The 16,374-nt window shown below is 72.3% G+C and carries 16 protein-coding genes; 10 read left to right on the top strand and 6 right to left on the bottom strand.

Going from position 1 to position 16,374, the window contains the following annotated elements; all coding sequences use genetic code 11:
• Positions 1–54 precede the first annotated feature (54 nt).
• From mycP to AB0B68_RS00465, 3 genes are read left to right on the top strand one after another with little or no spacing between them, the layout of a single operon-like run.
• Positions 55–1,395 (top strand): type VII secretion-associated serine protease mycosin, encoded by a 1,341-nt coding sequence (gene mycP, locus AB0B68_RS00475; RefSeq protein ID WP_357199139.1) that lies wholly within the window; start codon positions 55–57, stop codon positions 1,393–1,395.
• Between the two features lie 52 nt (positions 1,396–1,447).
• Complete coding sequence (locus AB0B68_RS00470; RefSeq protein WP_357257122.1) at positions 1,448–2,239, top strand: phosphatase PAP2 family protein; 792 nt, start codon at positions 1,448–1,450, stop codon at positions 2,237–2,239.
• A 37-nt stretch (positions 2,240–2,276) separates the two neighbouring features.
• Positions 2,277–2,981: a phosphatase PAP2 family protein gene (locus tag AB0B68_RS00465; RefSeq protein WP_357257119.1), complete on the top strand. Its 705-nt coding sequence runs from the start codon at positions 2,277–2,279 to the stop codon at positions 2,979–2,981.
• Positions 2,982–3,000: 19 nt separating this feature from the next.
• Here the strand turns inward: AB0B68_RS00465 and AB0B68_RS00460 are convergent, their stop codons facing one another.
• The 6 genes from AB0B68_RS00460 to AB0B68_RS00435 form a co-directional block, all read right to left on the bottom strand.
• Positions 3,001–4,179: a MarP family serine protease gene (locus tag AB0B68_RS00460; RefSeq protein WP_355005978.1), complete on the bottom strand. Its 1,179-nt coding sequence runs from the start codon at positions 4,177–4,179 to the stop codon at positions 3,001–3,003.
• Positions 4,180–4,242: 63 nt separating this feature from the next.
• Positions 4,243–4,935 carry a CoA pyrophosphatase gene (locus tag AB0B68_RS00455; protein ID WP_355005979.1) on the bottom strand — a complete coding sequence of 231 codons (693 nt, stop codon included), beginning with the start codon at positions 4,933–4,935 and terminating at the stop codon, positions 4,243–4,245.
• A complete protein-coding gene (locus AB0B68_RS00450; protein WP_357257115.1) occupies positions 4,932–5,624 on the bottom strand; it encodes a redoxin family protein in 693 nt (230 codons plus the stop codon). The genes AB0B68_RS00455 and AB0B68_RS00450 overlap by 4 nt, the downstream gene beginning before the upstream one ends.
• Entirely contained in the window at positions 5,621–6,409 is a 789-nt protein-coding gene (nth, locus tag AB0B68_RS00445; RefSeq protein ID WP_357199155.1) for an endonuclease III, read from the bottom strand. Before nth ends, AB0B68_RS00450 begins: the two co-directional genes overlap by 4 nt.
• A 41-nt stretch (positions 6,410–6,450) precedes the next feature.
• Positions 6,451–7,629 carry a CapA family protein gene (locus AB0B68_RS00440; protein WP_357257112.1) on the bottom strand — a complete coding sequence of 393 codons (1,179 nt, stop codon included), beginning with the start codon at positions 7,627–7,629 and terminating at the stop codon, positions 6,451–6,453.
• Between the two features lie 11 nt (positions 7,630–7,640).
• Positions 7,641–8,348 carry an adenosylcobinamide amidohydrolase gene (locus tag AB0B68_RS00435; RefSeq protein WP_357257109.1) on the bottom strand — a complete coding sequence of 236 codons (708 nt, stop codon included), beginning with the start codon at positions 8,346–8,348 and terminating at the stop codon, positions 7,641–7,643.
• 143 nt (positions 8,349–8,491) lie between these two features.
• Here AB0B68_RS00435 and AB0B68_RS00430 point away from each other — a divergent pair, with 143 nt between their 5' ends.
• The 7 genes from AB0B68_RS00430 to AB0B68_RS00400 all read left to right on the top strand — a co-directional run bounded on the left by AB0B68_RS00430 (position 8,492) and on the right by AB0B68_RS00400 (position 16,342).
• On the top strand, positions 8,492–9,169 hold the full coding sequence (locus tag AB0B68_RS00430) for a Crp/Fnr family transcriptional regulator (protein WP_007466162.1): 678 nt from the start codon (positions 8,492–8,494) through the stop codon (positions 9,167–9,169).
• A 110-nt stretch (positions 9,170–9,279) separates the two neighbouring features.
• A complete protein-coding gene (locus AB0B68_RS00425) occupies positions 9,280–10,023 on the top strand; it encodes a metallophosphoesterase family protein (RefSeq protein ID WP_357199164.1) in 744 nt (247 codons plus the stop codon).
• A gap of 414 nt (positions 10,024–10,437) precedes the next feature.
• On the top strand, positions 10,438–11,043 hold the full coding sequence (locus tag AB0B68_RS00420; RefSeq protein WP_355005986.1) for a TetR/AcrR family transcriptional regulator: 606 nt from the start codon (positions 10,438–10,440) through the stop codon (positions 11,041–11,043).
• 37 nt (positions 11,044–11,080) lie between these two features.
• Positions 11,081–11,878, top strand: coding sequence for a TIGR03084 family metal-binding protein (locus AB0B68_RS00415; RefSeq protein ID WP_357199167.1), 798 nt, complete (start codon positions 11,081–11,083; stop codon positions 11,876–11,878).
• Positions 11,875–13,551, top strand: a complete 1,677-nt coding sequence (locus AB0B68_RS00410) for an acyclic terpene utilization AtuA family protein (RefSeq protein WP_357199170.1) — start codon at positions 11,875–11,877, stop codon at positions 13,549–13,551. Before AB0B68_RS00415 ends, AB0B68_RS00410 begins: the two co-directional genes overlap by 4 nt.
• Complete coding sequence (locus tag AB0B68_RS00405) at positions 13,548–14,744, top strand: acyl-CoA dehydrogenase family protein (protein ID WP_357199173.1); 1,197 nt, start codon at positions 13,548–13,550, stop codon at positions 14,742–14,744. Before AB0B68_RS00410 ends, AB0B68_RS00405 begins: the two co-directional genes overlap by 4 nt.
• Positions 14,741–16,342 carry a carboxyl transferase domain-containing protein gene (locus AB0B68_RS00400; RefSeq protein WP_357257106.1) on the top strand — a complete coding sequence of 534 codons (1,602 nt, stop codon included), beginning with the start codon at positions 14,741–14,743 and terminating at the stop codon, positions 16,340–16,342. Before AB0B68_RS00405 ends, AB0B68_RS00400 begins: the two co-directional genes overlap by 4 nt.
• Positions 16,343–16,374 lie beyond the last annotated feature (32 nt).

Below are 16,374 nucleotides of genomic sequence, written 5' to 3'. Positions count from 1 at the left end.
CGTGACGGGTGGGGAAACCGGTAATCTCCGATCGTCATGGTTCCGTCGGGATGAATGGCTGGGTATGTGACTGGGGTGCGGCACAGCGGTCCGTCGGCGGCCCGACGAGCGACCAGCAGGGCGCTGCTCGGCGTGGCCGCGGCGCTTGCCGTCGTGGCTCCGACCGCGGCAGTCGTGCCGGTCGCCGCGCCCACGAACGGTGGACAGCTCGCCGGCGCGCCGATGGCGTTCGCCCCCGGTGACGCCGTCGCCCGCACCGATCAGGTCCGCGACGAGCAGTGGCAGCTCGACGAGTTGCAGGCCGAAACGGCGTGGCGCAGCTCGACCGGCCGGGGCGTGACAGTGGCGGTGGTCGACTCCGGAGTGGACGGCAACCACCCCGACCTGGTTGGTCAGGTGCTTCCTGGCAAGGACCTGGTCGGCCCCGGTGGTGCGCCAGGCCCGGATCCGGTGGGTCACGGCACCACCGTCGCCGGCCTGATCGCCGGGCGCAACGACGACAAGCGGGGCGTGGTCGGCCTCGCACCTGACGCCCGGATCCTGCCGGTCCGCGTGCTGGATGAGGAGAACCGTTACGACGACGCGCTGATCGTCGCCCAGGGGGTCCGCTGGGCGGTCGACAACGGCGCCCGTGTGATCAACCTGTCGCTGGGCGGCAGCGGTGACAGCCCGGCCCTGGCCGCCGCTCTGGACTACGCGTTCGTCCGGGACGTGGTCGTGATCGCCTGCACCGGCAACCTGGCCACCTCCACCAGCACCAAGGTCTGGTACCCGGCCCGGGAGCCGGGTGTGATCGCCGTGTCCGGTCTCGAACGCAGCAGCGACAACCTGTGGTCCGGCTCGATCACCGGCCGGGCGACGGTGCTCACTGCTCCCGCCAGCGGCCTGGTCGGTGCCAAGCCTCCGGGCGGGTACTGGCGGGTGCAGGGCACCAGCTTCGCCGCGCCACTGGTGGCGGCGACCGCCGCGCTGGTCCGGTCCCGCTATCCGCAGATGCCCGCCGGTGAGGTGGTCAACCGGTTGTTGGCCACCGCCCGGGACCTGGGCCCGACCGGGCGGGACGACCGCTTCGGGTACGGGGTGGTCGACCCGGTCGCCGCGTTGACCGCTCAGGTGCCGCCGGTGACCGCCAACCCGTTGGACGACCAGACGTCGCCGGGCGTGACCGGTTTCGGTCCGGCGCCCGGCTCGGTCGATGACGATCCGGTGGCCGGCGCGGGCGCCGATCCACTCGGTCTCGCCGCATCCGGTCAGCAGAGCCGGTGGACGGCTCGGGCGGCGGGCGGTCAGGACACGTCAGCGCCGGAGCAGATGTGGGTCGTTGTCGTGCTCCTCGTCGCTCTGGTCGGCGGTGCGGCCCTGATGGTGCGCCGGTTGCGTCAGCGGACCCGTTGATCGCGACCGGCCGGCAGGCCTGAGCGGCTGCCCGGCCGGGTAGAACGGACCCATGAGTACGCACCGGCCGCCCACCCTCGCTCCCACCGGCCAGCCGTCCTGGCGGCGCCGCCGATTCGACCCGGACCATGCGCTGGGTCTGCGGCTCACTCTCGCCGCGACCGCGGCGTTCCTGGTGCTGGTGCCGTTCGCGCTGCTCACCCTGCTGGTGCTCGGTGCCTGGGCGCCGCTGCACCGGCTGGACGCGGCGGTCACCGACGCGCTGCACGGCTACGCCCAGGATCACCCGGCCTGGGTCGCGCTGATGCGAGGCTGGACCGAGGTGTTCGCACCGATGCCACTGCGCGCCGTGGTCCTGCTCCTGGTGATCTGGTTGCTGCGCCGGGGAGCCCGCCGGCTGGCCCTCTGGGCGGCCACCACAATGGTCGTCGGCGGGTTGGTCGGTCCGCTGCTCAAGTTGCTGGTCGGCCGGGACCGGCCGGAGTTGCTGGACCCGGTGGCCCGGGCCGCCGGCTACTCGTTCCCCTCCGGGCACGCGCTGAACGCCACCCTGGCCGCCGGGGTGCTGCTGCTGGTGCTCCTGCCCTACGCCCGGCGCGGGGTGGCGCGGGCCGCGCTCTGGGTGGCGGCGGTCCTGCTCACAGTGGTGACCGGGCTGAGCAGGGTGACGTTGGGCGTGCACTTCACCAGTGACGTGGTGGGTGGATGGTTGCTCGGTGTGGCGGTGGTCGCTGCCACCACCGCCGCGTTCACCAGTTGGCGGGCACACACCGGTCTTCGGCCGGTCCGGCCGACCCGCGACGGCGTTGCTCCCGAGGTCGAGCGGCACCCGGGAGCGGCCTGAGGAGTGACGACGAGCTCGGCCGGGTACTGGGCGACCCATGTCCGAGACCGTGGTCCAGATCCTCCGGCGGGTGCTGCTGCCGGTGTCCCTCCTGCTGGGGCTCATGGTGCTGCTCGGGGTGCTGGTCACCCGGGTGTTCGCCCGTACCTGGCCGTTCACCGTCGAGGACGCGGTGAACCGAGAGTTGGCCGCCGACCGCACCGGCGAATGGAACAACGTCTCGCTGGTGTTCAGCACGCTGGCCAGCACCCAGATGATCGTCGTGGTCACGGTGCTGGTGGCGTTGGCGCTGCGGCTCTGGCTGAAGCGCTGGCGCGAGCCGCTGTTCCTGTGCGCGGCGGTGACCGCCCAGGCACTGGTGTTCCTTCTGACCACGCTGGCGATCGACCGACGGCGGCCGGCGGTGGAGCACATGGACGTCTCGCCACCCACGTCGAGCTTCCCGTCCGGGCACACCTCGGCGGCGGTGGCGCTCTACGTCGGAATCGCCGTGCTGCTGGCGCTGCGGGCACGGAGCACCGGCGCGAAGGTCGCCTGGTGGACGCTGCTGCTGATGGTGCCGCTGGGCGTGGCGCTGACCCGGATGTACCGGGGCATGCACCACCCGAGCGACGTGGTGGCATCCTTCCTCAACGGCGGCACGTGCGTCGCGATCATGGCCCGTGCCGTGCTGGACCGGGGGCTGCGGTGGGGCCGGGCGAAGCTACCGACCGTCAGGCGTCCCGCCCCGGCTCAAGGCTGAGCCGACCTCGCGGCGACGCTCAGGTGCACTCGCCGGTGCCGACCTGCCTGTTGCGTTCGGCACCGGCCAACGCCACCGGGCGGGCCTCGGCCGCCGTCACGGCGAAGCCGGTGTTCGGGTCGTCGGACGCCGCCGCGAAGATCACACCGAGCACCAGGCCGTTGGCGGAGAGCAGCGGGCCCCCCGAGTTGCCGCTGCGGACCAGCGCCCGGATCGTGTAGATCTCCCGGGTCACCTCGTTGGACGAGTAGATGTCCGGCCCCTTGATCCGGTCGACGTCCCGGACCCGCGCCGACTGCGCGTTGTACGGGCCGTCGAGCGGGAAGCCGAGCACTATCGCGTCGGAGCCACTGCCCGCGTTGCCGGCGGCGAACCGCAGGGACGGCCCGGGCAGCCCAGGCACGAGCAGCACCGCCAGATCCCGGCTCGGGTCGTAGACCACAACCTTGCCGTCGTACCGCTCGCCGCCCAGCTCCACGGCGACCGAACGGGTGCCGGCCACCACGTGCGCGTTGGTCATCACCCGGTCGTCCGCGTACACGAAGCCGGAACCCTCGATCCGGCGTGAGCAGCTGGGCGCGGAGCCGAGCACCTTGACGACCGACTGCCGACCGCTGACCACCACCTGCGAGCCGGCCAGTGCCGGGTCCGGTGGGTCGACCTGCCGGGCCCGGGTGGGCGCGAGGTCACCGAAGACGTCCGGGAACCCGTCGGTGTCGACGGTGTCCTCCAGCGCCGTGGACAGCTGGTGGGCCTGCTCCGGCAGGACCTGGTTGACCACCGTGATCAACGCGCTGTTGCGGACCGAGGCGGCGAGCCAGGGCACCGAGGACGACCCGAGCGGCACGGCGACCAGCCAGGCGAGCAGGAGCACCGCGAACAGCGAGACGAGCGCCCCACCGACGTCGTCGGCCCGTTTGCCCACGTCGCTGGTGATCGTCTTGCGCAGGTGCGAGCCGAGCCAACCGGCGAGTGCCTGCCCGACCACTGCCAGCCCGAAGATGGCCACCAGCGAGATCAGCACACGGGTGCCGGCGTCCACGAACTGTCTGGCGAACAGCGGGCCGAGCTGGAGACCCAGCAGCAGGCCCAGGAAGAAGCCGGACAACGACGTGACGCCGATGACGAAACCCTGGCGGTATCCGCTGATCGCGAACACGAGCATGAGCAGCAGCAGGACGAGATCCACGACGGACACGGGTCAAGCGTACGGGCAGTGTGCCCGCCGGATGACCATCGCTCGCGGATGGTGACCGCGCGGTCAGCGCAGGGCGTTCTCGTCGGCCTCGTCGGTGCCGGCGGACGGGGCCGGTGTCGCCCGGGTCGGTGGAAGCTCCACCACCCGGTCGAGCGACCACGGGCGGGCCCAGCCGCCCATCTCGAGCAGGGTGGCGAGCACTCCGGCGGTGAAGCCCCAGACGAGCATTCCGCGGGCCGAGAACGCCGGCCCGATCCAGCCGCTCGGGTGCCGGACCCGCAGTCGGTTGGCCGGGTCGACCAGTTCGCTGACCGGCAGGCGGGCGACGTGTGCCACCTCGGCCGGCTCCCGTGGGTGCACCGGGTGCGGGTCGTGCCACCAGGCCAGCACCGGCGTGACCACGAAGTCGCTGACCGGGATCCACAGTTTCGGCAGCTCGGCCAGCACTGTCACGCTGGCCGGGTCGAGGCCGACCTCCTCGTTCGCCTCGCGCAGGGCGGTGGCGCGGACGTCGGCGTCCTCCGGGTCGGCCGCACCCCCGGGAAAGGCGGGCTGGCCGGCGTGGTTGCGCAGGGTGGCGGCGCGTTGCAGGACCAGCACGTCGGGACCCGCGCCGGGCTGCTCGCCGAGCAGCACCAGCACGGCGCTCTCCCGACCGCCCTCGGTCGGCGTGGTCAGCCGGGTGAAGTCCTCGGCGCGGGCGGTGCCCAGCCGGGTCAGCAACGGATCGATCCATCCGGGTGGCCGACGGGTCACGCCGGCACCGCCAGGCCGAGGTGCTGGCGGACCAGCTCGGCGAGCTTGGTGTCGTCGAGAGCGCCGCTGGCGTCGATGTGCCGGACCTGACCGTCGCGGTCGACGAAGAGGGTCAGCGGAATGGCGTTGCGCTTCAGCTCGCGCTGTAGCGCCTCGCCCTGGTCCACCAGGATCGGGAACCGGACGCCGAAGTCCTCACCGATGGACTGGGCGCCGCCCCGGCTGTCCCGACTGTTGACCCCGATCACCTGGAGCTGACCGGTGGCCCGCTCGCTGAGGCGTTGGAAGGCGGGCAGCTCCTTGCGGCACGGCGGGCACCAGGAGGCCCACACGTTGATCACCGCCGGCCCGGCCACCTCCCGCAGCACGACGGGGGCACCGCCGGTGAAGCAGGAGAGCGTCAGCTCCGGCAACGCCGACCCTCCAGCGGCGGGGGCCGTCGTGCCAGGCGTACCGGAGGCCGTCGCACCCGCGCCGGGCGACGGCGGATTCGCCGTTGCCGGGGCCGCCGTGCCGGAGCCGGGCGACGGCGCCGTGGGCGCCGTGCTCAGCGTCGAACAGTCCCGGAACGGCGATGGTCGCTCAGCGGCGGCCGGGCGGGGAGCTGGCTCGTCGTCGGCAGTGCCGCTGGTGCAACCGGTGACCGCCAGCAGCAGCGGCAGGACGGCGAGGGCGAGGCGGCGGTTCACGGCACCTCCGCAGCAACCGCCTGCGCGGGCACCAGATCCGGGTCGACCCCGGCAGCCACCGCGAGGTCGCGCGCCCGAGGGCCCTTGAGCAGCTTCGCGGCGGCGGCCGGCTCGGTCGGGCCGGTGCCGTACGAAGGGCAGAGCTTCGCGAGCGTGCAGGCGCCGCAGGCCGGCTTGCGGGCGTGGCAGACCCGTCGCCCGTGGAAGATGATCCGGTGCGAGAGCATGGTCCAGTCGCGCTTGTCGTACAGCGCGCCGATCGCGTGCTCGATCTTGACCGGGTCGGTCTCGGTGGTCAGCCGCCACCGGTGGACCAGCCGCTGAAAGTGCGTGTCGACGGTGATGCCCGGGACGTCGAAGGCGTTGCCCAGGATCACGTTGGCGGTCTTGCGGCCGATGCCGGGGAGCGTCACCAGGTCGACGAGCCGCCCCGGGACCCTGCCGTCGTACCGGTCGAGAAGGGCCTGACCGAGCTTGAGCAGTGAGTCGGTCTTGTTGCGGTAGAAGCCGGTGGGCCGGATCAACTCCTCCATCTCGCCCCGGTCGGCGCCGGCGTACGCGGCAGCGCTCGGGTAGCGGGCGAAGAGCTTCGGGGTGACCTCGTTGACCTTCTTGTCCGTGCACTGGGCGGACAGGATCGTAGCGACGGCCAACTCCAGGGCGTTGGAGTGGTCCAGCTCACAATGCGCGTCGGGATGCGTCTCGGCCAGCACCCGGCCGATCTTGCGAGCACGGCGTTTGCGCCCGAGATCGGTCTCGCTGGCACCGGGAGGGCTACTGGTCACGACGGTCAGCCTACGTCGCACCCCGGACGTTCCCCGTCGGGTCAGCCGGCGGTCGGCGCCGTGATCTTCCCCTGCCCGTCGAGGCGAGCGCCGCCCTTCGGGAAGTCGGCGCGACTCAACTCGGTGACCAGGCCCAGGCCCCGGTCGTCCGGGTCCAGGGTCGGCTTGCCGGCGGAGTTCATGTACGTGGAGGTGAACGAGCCGCCGGCCCAGCTGCCGTCCGGCTTGAGCGACACCTTCAGCACACCGCCCCAGCCGAGGCGACCGTCGTTGCTCAGCGAGTTGCCGCCGCCGGCGAAGTTGCCCAGGCTGTACGCGATCAGGCGCCCCTTGTAGAACTCCATCCCGCGCAACACGTGCGGGCCGTGCCCGACGATCAGGTCGGCGCCAGCGTCGATCATCGCGTGCGAGAACTTCACCGGGTCGCCCCGGTTCTCGCCCAGGAACATCTCGGTGCCCGGCTTCACCCGGGTCTTGTCGACACCCTCGCCACCCATGTGCACCTGCACCACGACCAGGTCGGCCATGGTGGCGGCCTTGGCGACCACCGCCTTGGCCTTGTCGATGTCGACGAGGCTGTTGGACCAGACGTACGACGAGAAGCCGGCGACGGCGACCTTGACGCCCTTGACGTCGACCACGGTGATCTCGTTCGGCGCGCCGGTGTGCTCCAGGTCGTACTTCTTCAGCGCCTTCTGGGTGTTCTCGTAGCCCTTGGGCCCGTAGTCGTAGCCATGGTTGTTGGCCTGGTTGAGCACGTCGAAGCCGGCGTCACGCAGGTGGGCGGCGTACTCCGGCGGAGCGCGGAACTGGAAGCAGCGGGTGGAGTTCGCCCCGCACTTGCCGGTGCCCGTGTCGACGGTCAGCGGCTCCTCCAGGTTGCCCATCACCAGGTCGGCCTTCAGCGCGTCGGTGACCGAGTTGAAGAAGCCCTTACCGCCGGCGGCGGGCAGCCGACTGGGGGCGTTGCCCATGATGATGTCGCCGGTGGCGGAGAGCGAGATCGCGCCACCCTGACCGGACGATGCGGGCCCGGTGGCCTTCGGGCCGGTCGTGGAGACCGGCGCGCCGGTCCCACCACCTCCCGCTCCGGGCTGCCAGACGGGTGCCTCACCACCGGGGTCGGCACAGCCGGCCACGAGGAGGGCGGCCAGCAGCGCGGCGAGGCCGAGGGCGACGCGGCGGCGCGGGCGGGACGCGAGGGGGGCGGGAGCATACATCGCCCGCGACCCTACCGGTCGTTAAACGCGCCAACGACAGCCAATCGGTTGGACTTTGCGCCCCTGAGCTGGTCGGACCACGGCACGACCGGCCGGGAACCACCGGCGAGCACCGCCGCGTGCACCGCTCGGGCGAGCGGGGCGCCCCAGGTGGAGCGCGGCCCGCCGTACGCGGCCTCCGACCCGTCCACCGGGCAGAGCACCGTGACCGCGTCGGTGGGCGTGCCGGTCCCCGGCAACCCCAGCTCGGCGATCGCCTGGGTCTTCGCCTCGGTCGCTGTGGACACCGCGTTGACCAGCGCGGAGTCGGCGAGCCGCGCCGGTACGTACACCACGATGTTGACAGTGCCTACGCGTGGGCCGAGCGCGGCCGGCGTCGGCGCGGCAGCGGGCACCGGTGTGCCGAGCCCGACCGTCGCCCAGGCCCGCACCCCGGCGTCGCTACGCGCCACCACCTCGGCCACATCGACGCCGGTCAGCAGACCGATCCCGGGCCCGTCGAGGGCCAGCTCGGCGGCGAGCGAGGCCAGGTGCGCCGCTGGGTCCTCCCGGTCGTACGACATCGGGACCGTCGCGTTCAACACCCACCGCCGGACCCCGATGCCACCGCCCAGCGGGGCACTGCTGGCAGCCCGCAGGGGCACGTCCGCACGCCAGACAAGCAGTGGTACGTGCCGCCCGTCCTCGGCGCGGCTGGTCAGAGTCGGCTCGCTCAGCACGTCCGGCAGGTTACGCCCACCGATCAAGATTCCAGGGGCGACCTCTGATTCGTGCTCACGTGCGCCTAGACTTGGCGGCGCGCGAGGGGATCAGCGGACGGCGGCCCCGGCCGACGGACGGCACGCGCAACCGGAGGTGCGCAATGGACGAGGTACTGGCCCGCAGCGGGATCTTCCAGGGTGTTGACCCGGAAGCTGCCGAGGCGCTTGCCAAGGAGATGGAGACGATCGAGGTCCGCAAGGGCGAGATCGTCTTCAATGAGGGCGAGCCCGGTGACAGCCTCTACATCCTGCTGTCCGGGAAGATCAAGGTTGGTCGCCGCGCAGCGGACGGCCGGCAGAACCTCATCGCGGTGATGGGGCCGTCGGACATGGTCGGTGAGCTGTCGCTCTTCGACCCGGGTCCGCGTACGGCGACCGCCACCGCGGTGACCGACACCCGGCTGGTGCGGCTGCGTAAGCAGGCGCTGCGGCCGTGGCTCAACAACCGCCCGGAGATCGCCGAGCAGTTGCTGCGGGTGCTCGCCCGGCGGCTGCGTCGGACCAACGACTCGCTCGCCGACCTGATCTTCACGGACGTGCCGGGTCGGGTCGCCAAGAACCTGCTCCAGATGGCGGGCCGCTTCGGCACCCGCGACGGCGGCGTTCTGCGGGTGACCCACGACCTCACCCAGGAGGAGATCGCCCAGCTCGTCGGCGCCTCCCGGGAGACCGTCAACAAGGCGCTGGCCGACTTCGCCTCGCGCGGCTGGCTGCGGTTGGACGGCAAGAGCATCATCATCCTGGACCCGGAGCGCCTGGCCCGCCGCGCCCGCGTCTGAGCAGTACAACGCGTCCCCGCCTGCCGTCACCGGCCGCAGGCGGGGACGTCTGCCGTCTGCCTGGCGCAGAATCGCTGGCCTCGATGGATGTCAGCGGTGAGGGTGGGGCCATGGTGAATCGTGTTGCGGTGCTCTCCGACATCCACGGCGCCCTGCCGGCGCTGGAGGCCGTCCTGGCCGAGCCGGACGTGGCCGCCGCCGATCTGATAGTGCTCACCGGTGACATCGCCACCGGGCCGCAACCGGTCGAGGTGCTGGACGTGCTCGCCGGGCTGGGCGAGCGGGTGTGCTGGGTCGGCGGCAACTGCGAGCGCGAACTGGTCGAGGCCCGGGCCGGTCGCCCGTCGTCGATCGAGGTGTCGAACTGGGCCGCCGAGCAGCTACGCGACGACCAGGTGGCCCGGCTCGCCGCACTGCCGACGACGGCGACGCTGGACATCGACGGCCTCGGGCGGACGCTGTTCTGCCACGCGACGCCCCGCGACGACGAGGAGGTCGTGCTCGTCGACTCCCGGATGGCGCGCTGGGCGGAGGTGTTCGACGGTCTTCCCGCCGAGGTTTCCACGGTGGTCTGCGGCCACACGCACATGCCCTTCACCCGGCTGGTCGATCGGCGCCTGGTGGTCAATCCGGGCAGCATCGGCATGCCGTACGGGGGCGCGGGCGCGTGGTGGGCGCTGCTCGGGCCGGGCGTCCAGCTGCGCCGCACCGCCTTCGACGTGGACGCGGCCTGCGCCCGGGTGGCGGCCGAGTCGGCCTTCCCCGACGCTGCCGCCTGGGCCGACGAGTACCTGCGCTCCCAGCACAGCGACGCGGACGCGCTGACCGTCTTCGGCCCCCGCGACGGCCGCTGAGCCGACAACCCCGGGTGGCAGGCGGGGCGGCAGCCCGGGGGGGTGGCAGCCCGGGGGGTGGCAAGCGAGGGTGGCAGGCGGGGACCGTGGGTCAGGGTCCCTTTGGAGCTGAATCGTTTGCGACATCAGCAGGACCCGATCGACTGATCAGGTCGACGGGTGATTCGTTTACAGCATCAGCTCCATAGCGAGCCTTCAACGCGTGCCGCGGGTGCCGCGTGCCGCGCGCACCGCGAATGCCGCCCGCACCGCGAATCCACCGGGCGACGCGAATCCACCGGGCGACGCGGGTCTGGGGCGCGTGTCGGGGTCAGCGAGCGGGGGCCGGGTTCAGGCGAGGGCGCGCACGGACCTCGACGGGATCACAAAAAAGTCAGGCTTGACTGTTTGTTTCGGAGGCAGCAGGCTGTTCCCGTGCCCACCGCATCGACGCGTGTCCCCCAGCAGGAACGCAGCCGCGCCACCCAGGCCCGGCTGCTGGAGGCGACCGTCGACTGCCTCATCGAGCACGGCTGGTCCGGCACCACGACCACAGTCGTCGCGGCGCGGGCCGGTGTTTCGCGTGGGGCGCAGCTGCACCACTACCCGACGAAGGCGGCGCTGGTGACGGCCGCTGTGGCCCATCTGGCCGAGCGCCGGGCCGACGAGTTGCGCACCGAGGCCGAGGCGCTGCCGGCTGGCCCGCAGCGGTTGGACCGGGTCGTCGACCTGCTCGCCGTGGCGTTCACCGGGCCGCTGTTCGTGGCCGCGCTTGAGCTCTGGGTCGCCGCCCGCACCGATCGGGAGCTGCGGGACGCCCTGGTGCCGCTGGAAGCGAGGGTGGGGCGGGAAATGCACCGGCTCACCGTCGCCCTGCTCGGTGTCGACGAGCGTCGACCGGGTGTCCGCGAAGCGGTGCAGGCCACGCTCGACCTGCTCCGTGGGCTCGGGGTGGCCAACCTGCTCAGCGACGATTCCGCCCGCCGGGCCGCCCTGCTGACCACCTGGAAGCGCCAGCTCGCCACCCTGCTCACGCCCTGACCGCCGGCCGCACCGGCCACCACCGACCGGAGGCACCATGGTCGACCTCAGTGACCTGCTAACGGACCTGGCCGACGAGTCCGCCCAACTGGACGCCCTGGTGGCACCCCTACCCGTGGCCGACTGGGCGAGGCCGACCCCCGCGCCGGGCTGGAGCATCGGGCATCAGATCGCCCACCTCGCCTGGACCGACCACGTCGCGCTGTTGGCCGCGACCGATCCCGAGGCGTTCTACGCGACGGTCACCACCGCGCCGGACGTGACCCGACTCGTCGACGTCGGCGCCGAGGAATTCCTCGCCCCGCCGGCCGAACTGCTGGCCCGTTGGCGGGCCGGGCGGGCCGCGCTCGTCGACGCACTGGCCGCCGTCCCGGCCGGTGGCAAACTGCCCTGGTACGGCACCCGGATGTCGGCCACCTCGATGGCTACCGCCCGGATCATGGAGACCTGGGCGCACGGCGCGGACGTGGCCGACGCGCTCGGCGTGGTCCGCCCCGACAGCGACCGACTCCGGCACGTGGCGCACCTGGGCGTGCGTACCCTCGGGCACGGTTTCGCCGCGCACGGCCGGGAGGCACCGGCGGCGCCGGTCCGGGTCGAGCTGGTCGGGCCCGGCGGCGACACCTGGAGCTGGGGTCCGGCGGACGCCGCCGACCGGGTCACCGGCCCGGCTCGGGACTTCTGCCTGCTGGTCACCCAACGCCGGCACCGCGCGGACCTCGCTCTGGTCGCCACCGGGCCGGTCGCCGACGAATGGCTCGACGTGGCTCAGGCCTTCGCCGGGCCGCCGGGTGACGGCCGGCAGCCGGCCGGCGGGATCGGGGTACGGGCATGATCCGCATCGGCAACGCCTCCGGCTTCTACGGTGACCGGTTCACCGCCTGGCGGGAGATGCTCGACGGCGGTGACCTGGACGTGCTGACCGGCGACTACCTCGCTGAGTTGACGATGCTGATCCTGGCCCGGGACCGTATGCGCGACCCCGACCTGGGCTACGCGAAGACGTTCCTGCGGCAACTGGAGACCTGCCTCGGCACCGCCCTCGACCGTGGGGTGCGGATCGTGACGAACGCCGGCGGGCTGAACCCGGCCGGCCTGGCCGCCGCCATCGGGAAGCTCGCCGACCGGCTCGGGCTACCGACCCAGGTCGGGTACGTCGAGGGCGACACGATCCAGCGACCGGACGCGTTGAGCGCGAACGCCTACCTCGGCGCGTTCGGGATCGCCGCGTGTCTCGACGCGGGCGCGGACGTGGTGGTCACCGGCCGGGTCACCGACGCGTCGCTGGTGGTCGGCCCGGCCATCGCCCGGTACGGGTGGGGCCGCGACGACCTCGACGAGCTGGCCGGGGCAACCGTCGCGGGGCACCTCGTCGAGTGCGGCGCGCAGGTCACCGGCGGCAACTTCAGCTTCTTCACCGAGCTGCCCGACGGCGGCCACCGGCCCGGGTTCCCGATCGCCGAGGTGCACCCCGACGGCTCGTCGGTGCTCACCAAGCATCCGGGCACCGGCGGCGCGGTCACTGTGGAAACTGTCACCGCCCAACTGCTCTACGAGATCGGCGGGCCGTCGTACCTCGGGCCGGACGTGGTCACCCGACTGGACACTGTGACGCTGCACCCCGACGGGGCGGACCGGGTCCGGGTCTCCGGGGTGCGGGGCACCCCGCCCCCGCCCACGCTGAAGGTGGGCGTCAACAACCTCGGCGGGTTCCGCAACTCGATGACGTTCGTCCTGTGCGGTCTGCAGATCGAGGAGAAGGCGGCACTGGTCCGGGGGCAGGTCGAGGAGGCGGTGGGCAAGGACGGGCTGGAGTTCACCCTCGCTCGGACCGACCATCCGGACGCCGTCGACACCGAGGCGGCCAGCGCTCTGCTGCACGTACACCTGCGCGACGGCGACAAGGCGCGGGCCGGGCGGGCGTTCTCGGCCGCCGCCGTGGAGTTGGCCCTGGCCTCGTACCCGGGCTGCACGCTGACCACACTGCCCGGCGACGCGACACCGTACGGCGTCTTCACCGCCGACGCGGTGCCGCAGGACGCGGTGGCGCACGTCGCTGTGCTGCCCGGTGGCGAGCGGGTGCCGATCGCCCCACCGACCCGCACTTCCCCCACCTCGCCGGACGGATCGGCCCCGGGTGGCGAGGCGGCCATCGACGGCCCGACCCGACGCGGGGCGCTCGGCGAGGTGGTGGGCGCACGCTCCGGGGACAAGGCTGGAGACGCCAACCTCGGTGTCTGGGCGCGTTCCGACGCCGGGTACGCCTGGTTGCGGACCTGGTTGACAGTCGACCGGCTGGCCGAACTGGTGCCGGAGACCGCCCCGCTGTCGGTGCGGCGCTACGAGCTGTCGAACCTGCGGGCTGTCAACTTCGTGATCGAGGGCCTGCTCGGTGCCGGGGTGGCCGCGTCCACCCGGTTCGACCCGCAGGCCAAGGCGCTCGGCGAGCTGCTGCGCGCCCGGCTTGTCGACCTGCCGGCCGACCTTCCGACGGGGGCATCCCGATGAGCATCGTGGACACGCCGGAGCGCCGGCAACTACGCGAGCTGACCCGGGCGTTCGTGACCCGGGAGGTGTTGCCGCACCTGGACGACTGGGAGCGGGCCGGTGAGGTGCCTAGGGCGCTGCACGCAACCGCAGCGAAGCTCGGCCTGCTCGGCATCGGCTTTCCGGAGTCGGTGGGTGGCAGCGGCGGGGACCTGCTCGACTCGATCATCGTGACCGAGGAGCTGATCCGCTCCGGTGGCTCGTCGGGGCTGGTGGCGGCCCTGTTCACGCACGGGATCGCGTTGCCGCACATGGTCGCGGCGGCCGGTGCCCGCACCGGTGGCTCGCTCGGCGGTCGGCTCGGTGGCGTCTCGTCCCCGGGCGACGACAGTCTGATCGAGCGGTACGTGCGGCCCACCCTGGCCGGCACGATGATCGGCGCGCTGGCCATCACCGAGCCGGACGGCGGTTCGGACGTGGCCGGCATCCGCACGACCGCCCGCCGCGACGGCGACCACTACGTGGTGAACGGGTCGAAGACGTACATCACCAGCGGGCACCGGGCCGACTTCGTGACCACCGCGGTGTGTACCGACTTCCCCGGCAGCGGCTCGCTCACCCTGCTGGTCATCGACAAGGGGTCGCCCGGGTTCACAGTGGGACGCCGGTTGGAGAAGCTGGGCTGGCACTGCTCGGACACTGCCGAGCTGTCCTTCGCTGACGTGCGGGTGCCGGTCGCCAACCGGATCGGCGCGGAGGACACCGGCTTCCTGGCGATCATGCAGAACTTCGCGGCGGAACGGCTGTCGCTGGCGACCCAGGCGTACGCGACAGCGCAGCGCTGCGTCGAGTTGGCGGTGCGCTGGTGCCGGGACCGGGAGACCTTCGGGCGTCCGCTGGCAAGCCGGCAGCTGATCCGGCACCGGTTGGCCGAGATGCACACCCGGGCCGAGGCCGCCCGGTCGTACGTGCACTGGGTCGCGGGTCGGGTCGCGGCCGGCGAGCCGGTGGTGACCGAGGTGGCGATGGCGAAGAACGTGGCGGTGGCCGCCTGCGACCACGTCGTCGACCAGGCGTTGCAGCTGCACGGCGGGTTCGGCTACCTGCGCGACGCCGAGGTGGAGCGGCACTACCGCGACGCGCGGATCCTCGGCATCGGCGGCGGCACCACCGAGATCATGAACGAGATCATCGCGAAAGGCATGGGCCTATGACCACATTGGACAGCACGGTCGACCCGTCCGCGCCCTCGTACCTGGCGAACCGGGCGGCGTTGCTGGAGCGGTTGACCGAGTTGGACGCCGCGCTGGACCAGGCGCGAGCGGGTGGCGGCGAGAAGTACGTGACCCGGCACCACGCCCGCGGCAAACTGCTCCCTCGGGAGCGGATCGAGCTGCTGGTGGACGCCGACAGCCCGTTCCTGGAGTTGTCGCCGGTCGCCGCGTACGGCTCGGACTTCCCGGTCGGGGCCAGCGTGGTCACCGGCATCGGGGTCGTCGAGGGCGTGGAGTGCCTGATCGTCGCCAACGACCCGACGGTACGCGGCGGCGCTGTCAACCCGTGGTCGCTGGCGAAGACCCGGCGGGCCGGTGAGATCGCCCTGGCCAACCGGCTGCCCATGGTCAATCTGGTGGAGTCGGCCGGGGCGGACCTGCCCACCCAGGCAGAGATCTTCATTCCCGGCGGTCGGGTGTTCCGTGACCTCACCCGGCTCTCGGCGGCCGGCATCCCCACTGTCAGCGTGGTCTTCGGCAACGCCACGGCCGGTGGAGCGTACGTGCCGGGGATGTCCGACCACGTGATCATGATTCGGGAGCGGTCACAGGTCTACCTGGCCGGTCCGCCGCTGGTGAAGATGGCGACCGGCGAGGTCACCGATGACGAGTCGCTGGGTGGCGCGGCGATGCACGCGGGTACGTCCGGGCTCGCCGACTACCTGGCCGTCGACGAGCGGGACGGCATCCGGCTGGCCCGGCAGTGCGTCCGCCGGTTGAACTGGTGCAAGCGGGGCCCGTCGCCGCGGACGGCGGTGCCACAGCCGCCGAAGTACGACCCGGAGGAGCTGCTCGGCATCACCAGCGCCGACCTGAAGGTGCCGTTCGACCCCCGCGAGGTGCTGGCCCGGATCCTGGACGGCAGCGACTTCGACGAGTTCAAGCCGGCGTACGGGGACGCGCTGGTCACCGGTTGGGGCGAGCTGCACGGATATCCGGTGGGGGTGCTGGCGAACGCCCGGGGGGTGCTGTTCAGCGCGGAGGCGCAGAAGGCGGCCCAGTTCATCCAGCTCGCGAACGCCTCGGACACCCCGTTGATCTTCTTGCAGAACACCACCGGCTACATGGTCGGCACCGAGTACGAGCAGCGCGGCATCATCAAGCACGGCGCGTTGATGGTCAACGCGGTGTCGAACTCGACGGTGCCGCACCTGACGGTGAACATGGGCGCCTCCTACGGCGCCGGCAACTACGGCATGTGCGGCCGCGCGTACGAGCCGAGGTTCCTGTTCACCTGGCCGAACGCGAAGTCGGCGGTGATGGGCCCGGCGCAGCTCGCGGGGGTGCTGTCGATCGTGGCCCGGCAGGCGGCTGCCGCACGAGGGCGCGACTACGACGAGGACTCCGACGCCGCGATGCGAATGATGGTCGAGCAGCAGATCGAGTCGCAGTCCGGCGCGCTCTTCCTCTCCGGCCGGCTCTACGACGACGGGGTGATCGACCCCCGGGACACCCGGACCGTCCTCGGGCTCTGCCTCTCGGCGATCCACAACGGACCGGTGAAGGGCGCCGACGGTTTCGGCGTCTTCCGGATGTAGGCCGTGAGCGCGAGGAACGCAGCGAAGCGGAG

It is taken from the genome of Micromonospora sp. NPDC049049, assembly GCF_040649115.1.
Lineage (GTDB): Bacteria > Actinomycetota > Actinomycetes > Mycobacteriales > Micromonosporaceae > Micromonospora.
The sequence above is the reverse complement of the archived record's forward strand: the minus strand, read 5'-3'. Positions and strand labels throughout refer to the sequence as shown.

Bases quoted from the DNA above. Each gene is read 5' to 3' on its own strand.
- AB0B68_RS00465 (WP_357257119.1), top strand. From the start codon at position 2,277: ATGTCCGAGACCGTGGTCCAGATCCTCCGGCGGGTGCTGCTGCCGGTG.
- mycP (WP_357199139.1), top strand. From the start codon at position 55: ATGGCTGGGTATGTGACTGGGGTGCGGCACAGCGGTCCGTCGGCGGCC.
- AB0B68_RS00440 (WP_357257112.1), bottom strand. From the start codon at position 7,629: ATGTATGCTCCCGCCCCCCTCGCGTCCCGCCCGCGCCGCCGCGTCGCC.
- AB0B68_RS00430 (WP_007466162.1), top strand. From the start codon at position 8,492: ATGGACGAGGTACTGGCCCGCAGCGGGATCTTCCAGGGTGTTGACCCG.
- AB0B68_RS00405 (WP_357199173.1), top strand. From the start codon at position 13,548: ATGAGCATCGTGGACACGCCGGAGCGCCGGCAACTACGCGAGCTGACC.
- AB0B68_RS00400 (WP_357257106.1), top strand. From the start codon at position 14,741: ATGACCACATTGGACAGCACGGTCGACCCGTCCGCGCCCTCGTACCTG.
- AB0B68_RS00470 (WP_357257122.1), top strand. From the start codon at position 1,448: ATGAGTACGCACCGGCCGCCCACCCTCGCTCCCACCGGCCAGCCGTCC.
- AB0B68_RS00415 (WP_357199167.1), top strand. From the start codon at position 11,081: ATGGTCGACCTCAGTGACCTGCTAACGGACCTGGCCGACGAGTCCGCC.
- AB0B68_RS00410 (WP_357199170.1), top strand. From the start codon at position 11,875: ATGATCCGCATCGGCAACGCCTCCGGCTTCTACGGTGACCGGTTCACC.
- AB0B68_RS00425 (WP_357199164.1), top strand. From the start codon at position 9,280: ATGGTGAATCGTGTTGCGGTGCTCTCCGACATCCACGGCGCCCTGCCG.